This window comes from Mesorhizobium sp. LSHC420B00, from assembly GCF_000503055.1.
Taxonomy (GTDB): domain Bacteria; phylum Pseudomonadota; class Alphaproteobacteria; order Rhizobiales; family Rhizobiaceae; genus Mesorhizobium.
Genome location: NZ_AYVY01000011.1, coordinates 156,751 through 163,825, shown reverse-complemented (window position 1 = coordinate 163,825; position 7,075 = coordinate 156,751). Strand labels below are relative to the sequence as shown.

Here is a 7,075-nt window from a genome sequence, read left to right as displayed (position 1 = left end):
CTGGAACGACGACTATCTCATCAATGCCATCACTCATATGCGATAGCCCTGCCCTCGCGGGGGAGATGCCCGGCAGGGCAGAGGGGGCGCGAAGGTTCGCCAGCCTCCGACTTTACGCAATGTTCTGCCCAAACTCCGCTGCTCCGTCTGATTTCTTTCTGATTTGTACGTCGGCGGGACAGCGCCCCCCTCTGGCCTGCCGGCCATCTCCCCCGCAAGGGACCCGCAAGGGGGGAGATCAGCAGCTTCGCCGCCGAGCGGTCCAGCCTTCCCGCTTGTTGATGTCAGAAAACCTTCATCGTTTCGAAATGTGCCTGAAACATTGAAGCTGGAGCTTGGCGGCGACGTTCAACGCCATCCAGGAGACAGCCATGAACAAGATTTCAATGACGCGGCGCGCTTTCGTCACGTCGGCCAGCGCCGTTGGCCTGGTCGGCGCCTCGGGTCTCGCCCTTCCCTATTACTCGCGCGCCAATCAGCGCCCGGCCTTCACCCATGGCATCCAGTCCGGCGACGTCGACGCGACCAGCGGCATGGTCTGGACGCGCACGGACCGGCCGTCGCGCGTCATGTTCGAAGTGTCGTCGACGGAAAGTTTCGCCAATGCCGTCCGCCTGGCGCCGCTCGATACCTCGCCGGCCAGCGACTATACGGTGAAGCGGCTGCTCACCGATCTCGCCTCCGACCAGGATATTTTCTACCGCATGGTCGCGGCCGATCTTGCCGACATCAACGCCGTTTCCGAGCCGATCGTCGGCCGCTTCCGCACGGCACCTGCCTCGAAGCGTGACATCCGCTTTGCCTGGTCGGGCGACACCGCCGGCCAAGGCTGGGGCATCGACGAGACCGGCATGAAGACCTACGCCACGATCGCCAAGCACACGCCCGACTTCTTCCTGCATTCGGGCGATACGATTTATGCCGATGGTGCGATGAAGGACGAAGTCGACCTGCCCAATGGCGGCAAGTGGAAAAACACAGTGCTGATCAACGAAAAGCGCAAGGTTGCCGAGACGCTGGACGAATACCGGGCGCAGTGGAAATACAACATGATGGACAAGAACGTTCTTGCGCTCAGTGCCATCTGCCCGACTTTCTATCAGTGGGACGACCATGAGGTGCTTAACAACTGGTCGGACTCGAAGGACCTGAGCGCCGACGACCGCTACACAGAAAAATCAATCCATGTGCTGGCAGCACGTGCGGCGCGCGCCTTCCACGAGATGACGACGATCCGCTACGAACCGTCGGAGCCGGGCCGCGTCTACCGCAAAATCGCTTATGGTCCGCTGCTCGACGTGTTCTTCCTCGACATGCGTTCCTACCGCGGCCCCAACGGTCCGGATATGCAGGAGACGATGACGCCTGAATCGCGCATCCTCGGCGAACAGCAGATCAAGTGGTTGAAGCGTGAGCTGGCAAATTCCAACGCGACGTGGAAAATCATCGCCGCCGATATGCCGCTCGGCCTCGTGGTCTGGAATGACGGTACCAAGAAGGTCGGGGCCGAGGCAGTCAGCAATGGCGACAATGGCCCGGCCAAGGGGCGCGAGCTGGAAATTGCCGACCTTCTTCGCTATATAAAGAACGCGGGCATCAGCAATACCGTTTGGCTCACCGCAGACGTGCATTACACGGCCGCGCATTACTACAATCCGGACAAGGCGCAGTTCCAGGACTTCAATCCGTTCTGGGAATTCGTTTCGGGTCCGATCCATTCAGGCACGTTCGGACCGAATGGTTTCGACATGACCTTCGGCCCGGAGCTGAAGTTCATCAAGGCACCGACTGCCGAGCAGGGTCAGAACCTGCCGCCGTCGGCCGGCCTGCAGTTCTTCGGACTTGTCGATATCGATGGCGCTACAGAGCAGCTGACGGTGCGGCTGATGGATCGCGACGACAGCGAACTCTACAAGGTCACGCTCGATCCGGTGCGGTCGGCGTGAGCGACTGCACCATTATCCTCGGGCCAGCCCGAGGGTAGGACGTGTATCAATCGGGATAGCAGACGACGGGAATGTTGGGCCAGACGGCGCTGTCGCATCCGGCATTTTGCTGCCTTTGCTTGAAGGCGGCGCTGACTGGCCCGGTCACCACCGGGTCGACGCCATCGGGAGCATCGGCAAAAAGCTGCTCCGCCGACCGCTTGTCGGACGGCAGGGCAGTCCGCGTCTCCTTGAACGACGCGGCCGACTGCGCCGCGCCTGCCGCGAGGAGGACGGCGAGTGCGCTACATGCCAAAATCGGCCGGAGTCTGCTGCCTGCGTCGATCATGAAATTCGAACTGCCCGGACCATGAAAGGTTCCGCCTTGGTTAATAATTCCACTTCACACCAAGACATTTAAGATTTGGTGACTTTATTTGGTGACTCGCCTCCTCTTTCGCAATTGCGAAAAACCCTGTATGAGCCGCCCAACCGAAAGAGGCAGCGCCTTTGGCCTGCTGCCTGCAACGCTCCCGAGACCAAAACATGAAAATCCGCAATATCGCGATCATCGCGCACGTCGACCATGGAAAAACCACCCTCGTCGATCAGCTCCTGAAACAGTCCGGCTCGTTCCGCGACAACCAGCGTGTCGCCGAGCGCGCCATGGATTCGAACGATCTCGAAAAGGAACGCGGCATCACCATCCTGGCCAAGGCGACCTCGGTCGACTGGAAGGGCACCCGCATCAACATCGTCGACACGCCCGGCCACGCCGACTTCGGCGGTGAGGTCGAGCGCATCCTGTCGATGGTGGATTCGGCCATCGTGCTGGTCGACGCCGCCGAGGGGCCGATGCCGCAGACCAAATTCGTCGTCGGCAAGGCGCTCAAGGTCGGACTGAAGCCGATCGTCGTCATCAACAAGATCGACCGGCCGGATGCTCGCCACGTCGAGGTGGTCAACGAGGTGTTCGACCTGTTTGCCGCGCTTGACGCGACCGACGAGCAACTCGACTTCCCGATCCTTTACGGTTCGGGCCGTGACGGCTGGGTCTCCGAAAACCCCGAAGGTCCGAAGGACCAGGCTCTGGCGCCGCTGTTCGACCTCGTCATCAAGCACGTGCCGGCGCCGACCGTTCATCCTGGCCCGTTCCGCATGATCGGCACCATTCTGGAAGCCAATCCGTTCCTCGGCCGCATCATCACCGGCCGTATCGAATCCGGCACGCTGAAATCCAACCAGGCGGTCAAGGTGCTGCACCATGATGGCACCCAGGTCGAAACCGGCCGCATCTCGAAGATCCTTGCTTTTCGCGGGCTCGAGCGCCAGCCCATCGACGAAGCGCAGGCAGGCGACATCGTCGCCATCGCCGGCTTGTCGAAAGGCACCGTCGCCGACACGTTCTGCGACCTGTCGGTGACCGAGCCGCTGCACGCGCAGCCTATCGATCCGCCGACGGTGACGATGTCGTTCCTGGTCAACGATTCACCGCTGGCGGGCACCGAAGGCGACAAGGTGACCAGCCGCGTCATCCGGGACCGCCTGCTGCGCGAGGCCGAAGGCAATGTCGCGCTGAAGATCGAGGAATCGCCGGACAAGGATTCGTTCTTCGTCTCCGGACGCGGCGAATTGCAGCTGGCCGTGCTGATCGAGACGATGCGCCGCGAAGGTTTTGAGATCGCCGTGTCGCGGCCGCGCGTCGTCATGCAGAAGGGCGAGAACGGCGAATTGCTGGAGCCGGTCGAGGAAGTCGTCATCGACGTTGACGAGGAGCATGCCGGCGTCGTCGTGCAAAAAATGTCGGAGCGCAAGGCCGAGATGGTCGAGCTGCGCCCTTCGGGCGGCAATCGCCAGCGCATCGTTTTCCACGCGCCGACGCGCGGCCTGATCGGCTACCAGTCGGAACTGCTGACCGACACGCGCGGCACCGCCGTGATGAACCGGCTGTTCCATGCCTATGAGCCTTACAAGGGTGAGCTGCCGGGCCGCACCAACGGCGTGCTGATCTCCAACGAACAGGGTGAATCGGTGGCCTATGCCATGTGGAACCTGGAAGACCGCGGCCCGATGGTCATCGACCCCGGCGTCAAGGTCTATCAGGGCATGATCATCGGCATCCATTCCAGGGACAACGACCTCGAAGTCAACGTGCTCAAGGGCAAGAAGCTGACGAACATCCGCGCCGCCGGCAAGGACGAGGCAGTGAAGCTGACGCCGCCGATCCGCATGACGCTGGAACGCGCGCTGGCCTGGATCCAGGACGACGAGCTGGTCGAAGTGACGCCGAAAACCATCCGCCTGCGCAAGCTCTATCTCGACCCGAACGAGCGCAAGCGTTTCGAGAAGTCGGCGAAAGTGGTCGGCGCGGCGTAAGCCACTTTTCTCAGCCATTATGAGGGAGGGAGCACGTGCGTGCTTCCTCCCTCTATCTTACCCGCCGGCAGCCGCGATAATGCCGTCCCGGTCTGGATTACTAGACAGGTCGATGCGGATCGCCGTTCCCGCTCGGGCTGGCCTGCGCAAGGCTTTGGCCCCGTCCGGACCAACGGCCAGCAATCGCTTCTCTTCCCAAACCTGAAGCCGCGATCGCGAGATACCGAGTTCGTTGGCGAGCAACCGGTCGAGCCGCAGCGCTGTCGGCATTTCGAGCTCGAGCTGGAGTTCGAGGCCGGCGGTGTTTTCCGGCCTGTCCCCGAGCACCTGCTTATGAACGGCGGCTTCAGGAAATTCCTCGACGCGCCCGATCCTGCTTCGCAATGCGGCAATATCGAAAGCATGGCGCCGCGCCAGGACCGGATCGTTGCATTCGAGCGCCTGCAGCAGGGCCGGCTCGATGTCGCGGCGATTGCAGCGCTCCAGAATGCCGAAATTCCAGGAATTGTCGCAATCGATGCACCGGTAGATCAACCAGGCATCAATGCGTTTGCCATTAGCATTGACCCGGAATTTGCCGCTGCAGCGATAGGCTTTCAGGCCACCGCAGCGATTGCAGTTGAGGTGAGGTCGCGGTGCGGTCTTGGGCGCGATCGCCCAGCGGATACGCAGTATCGAAGGCATGCCGAAAAGCCCTTCCCGTCGGGAAGTTCGTCAGATCGGCGATGTCGAGATGCCCCTGCGGGCACGGCGTGGCGAGAGACTGCGGCAGTTGGAAATAAGCGTCGCGGGTGATTGTGCGCGACAGCGGTTCAGCAGTGCCAAACCGGTCTCGAACCGCCACCCTGAGGAACACATGATGTGAAAACAGGCGCCGCGACTGCGACGCCCTGCTCTGTGTTGGGGGAGTTGGCGAGACCGGCGGTTACGTAGGCAAAGTGAAGCTCGAAATGATGTCGGGACGACATTTCTAGCCGCGAGGTGCCCAGCCGACAAGCCTTCTTTCGGTAGACGCTACCGTCGTCGGAACAGTTGGGTTATGTTGAATGACTCCAAAAGTTTCTAACGAGATCCGCGTCATGCATTTCACGTCGCTTCTGATTTTTGCCGGCGCCCTGCTTGTTGCCGCCGGCTCGCCGGGCCCGTCGATTGCCGCACTTGTGGCGCGGGTCATCGCAAAAGGGTTTCGCGACGTGTTTCCGTTCCTGCTTGCCATGTGGATTGGCGAAGCGATCTGGCTGTCACTGGCGGTGTTTGGCCTCGCCGTGGTGGCGCAGACGTTCCACTTCGCCTTTGTCGTCGTGAAATGGGTTGGCGTCGTCTATCTCGCCTGGCTTGCCTGGAAGATGTGGACGGCACCGGTCGAGGCAAAAGAAGGCTCGCTGCCGCGCGACGATTCGCCCGTCAGACTGTTCTTTGCCGGCATGGCGGTGACGCTCGGCAACCCCAAGATCATGATGTTCTATCTGGCGCTGCTGCCGACCATCATCGATCTCGGTTCAGTCCGCGTGATCGGCTGGGTCGAGCTGACGGCGACCATGGCCGTGGTGCTGGTCGCCATCGATTTGACATGGGTGCTCGCCGCATCGCAGGCGCGCAAGCTCTTGAGGAGCAAGCGGGCGATGAAGATCGCCAACCGCATCAGCGCCGGCACCATGGCCGGCGCTGCGGCGGCGATCGCGGCGCGGTCCTGAGCCGGCGCGTCAACCCATTTCAATTATCGGTGCGATCTCGACGCTGAAACCCGGGTCCGTCAGGATAGGACAATCCTTGGCTTTGCCGACGGCATCGTCGATGTCTTTCGCTTCGATGATGGTGTAACCGGCGGTTGGATTGCTGCCGCCATTGTTCTCGACCTTGCCGCCGGGCAGCAGGGTCTTCGACATGCCGACTGGATTGCCACCGTCGACCACGGCTGAGCCAAGCTTGCCGTACCAGCCGTTCCAGGCATCCATCGCTGCCTTCCGTTCGGCCTCCTCGGTCGGCATCTTGCCCGAGCCGTGATAGACGTAGAGAAATTTCGCCATGTTCTCCTCCTTTGATCGGCGGCATCGAACCGGCATGCGGTCATGCCGCATGCCGATCATCGGACCAAACCGGCAAACAAGCAACGAGAATGCGATGTAGCTAATATATACGACCGCGGTGCCCTATCGCGCCATCGCGTGATATTCATCGTTCGGCCGCATATCGATCGCCGATGCCAGCCGGTTCGACATGTTGAAGAACGCGGCAGTCGAGGCGATATCCCAGATGTCGCGGTCGGAAAAGCCCACTTGCCGCAGCGCCGCCCGGTCGGCTGCGACGATCTTTGCCGGCTGCTCGGTCAGCTTCACCGCGAATTCGAGCATGGCGCGCTGCCTGTCTGACAGCTCGGCGGCGCGAAAATTCATCACCATCATCTCGCCGAAGGCCGGGTCGCCGGAAAGCTGGCGCACCGCCGCGCCATGTGCAACCAGGCAATAATAGCAATGGTTGACCGATGAGACGACCACCGCGATCATCTCTCGCTCCAGCTTCGACAGGCCGGATTCACCCAGCATCAAATCATTGTACATGTCGGTGAAAGCGCGCAGCTTCTTCTCGTCGAAGGCGTAGGCGAGCAGCACATTGGGAACGAGGCCGAGCTTCTCCCGGCATTTGGCGAAATAGGCGTTGGTCGCTTCGCTCAGCTCCGCCGGTGCGAGGTCCAGCGCGGTGATTTTGTCTGTCATAGGGGATTTCTCCTCGTTTTCCGCCAGGCTGCCGGTGAATTCCGACATTTCGTCGCAAGC

Annotated in this window: 7 protein-coding genes; 3 read left to right on the top strand and 4 right to left on the bottom strand. The window is 61.4% G+C overall.

Annotated features, from left to right (window positions below):
• Window positions 1–371: 371 nt before the first annotated feature.
• Window positions 372–1,946, top strand: coding sequence for an alkaline phosphatase (locus tag X760_RS57355; RefSeq protein ID WP_023719740.1), 1,575 nt, complete (start codon window positions 372–374; stop codon window positions 1,944–1,946).
• 46 nt (window positions 1,947–1,992) lie between these two features.
• Here X760_RS57355 and X760_RS57350 read toward each other — a convergent pair whose 3' ends face one another.
• Window positions 1,993–2,274 carry a hypothetical protein gene (locus tag X760_RS57350; RefSeq protein ID WP_023719739.1) on the bottom strand — a complete coding sequence of 94 codons (282 nt, stop codon included), beginning with the start codon at window positions 2,272–2,274 and terminating at the stop codon, window positions 1,993–1,995.
• Between the two features lie 197 nt (window positions 2,275–2,471).
• Between X760_RS57350 and typA the strand changes: the two genes are divergently transcribed.
• Window positions 2,472–4,301, top strand: coding sequence for a translational GTPase TypA (typA, locus tag X760_RS57345; protein ID WP_023719738.1), 1,830 nt, complete (start codon window positions 2,472–2,474; stop codon window positions 4,299–4,301).
• 57 nt (window positions 4,302–4,358) lie between these two features.
• On the opposite strand, the gene X760_RS57340 is transcribed toward typA, so the two are convergent.
• Window positions 4,359–4,985 (bottom strand): DUF1062 domain-containing protein, encoded by a 627-nt coding sequence (locus tag X760_RS57340; protein WP_023719737.1) that lies wholly within the window; start codon window positions 4,983–4,985, stop codon window positions 4,359–4,361.
• Window positions 4,986–5,380: 395 nt separating this feature from the next.
• Between X760_RS57340 and X760_RS57335 the strand changes: the two genes are divergently transcribed.
• Window positions 5,381–5,995, top strand: a complete 615-nt coding sequence (locus X760_RS57335) for a LysE family translocator (protein ID WP_023719736.1) — start codon at window positions 5,381–5,383, stop codon at window positions 5,993–5,995.
• A 9-nt stretch (window positions 5,996–6,004) separates the two neighbouring features.
• On the opposite strand, the gene X760_RS57330 is transcribed toward X760_RS57335, so the two are convergent.
• Entirely contained in the window at window positions 6,005–6,328 is a 324-nt protein-coding gene (locus X760_RS57330) for a YciI family protein (RefSeq protein WP_023678126.1), read from the bottom strand.
• A gap of 123 nt (window positions 6,329–6,451) precedes the next feature.
• A complete protein-coding gene (locus tag X760_RS57325; RefSeq protein ID WP_023719735.1) occupies window positions 6,452–7,015 on the bottom strand; it encodes a peroxidase-related enzyme in 564 nt (187 codons plus the stop codon).
• Window positions 7,016–7,075: the final 60 nt, after the last annotated feature.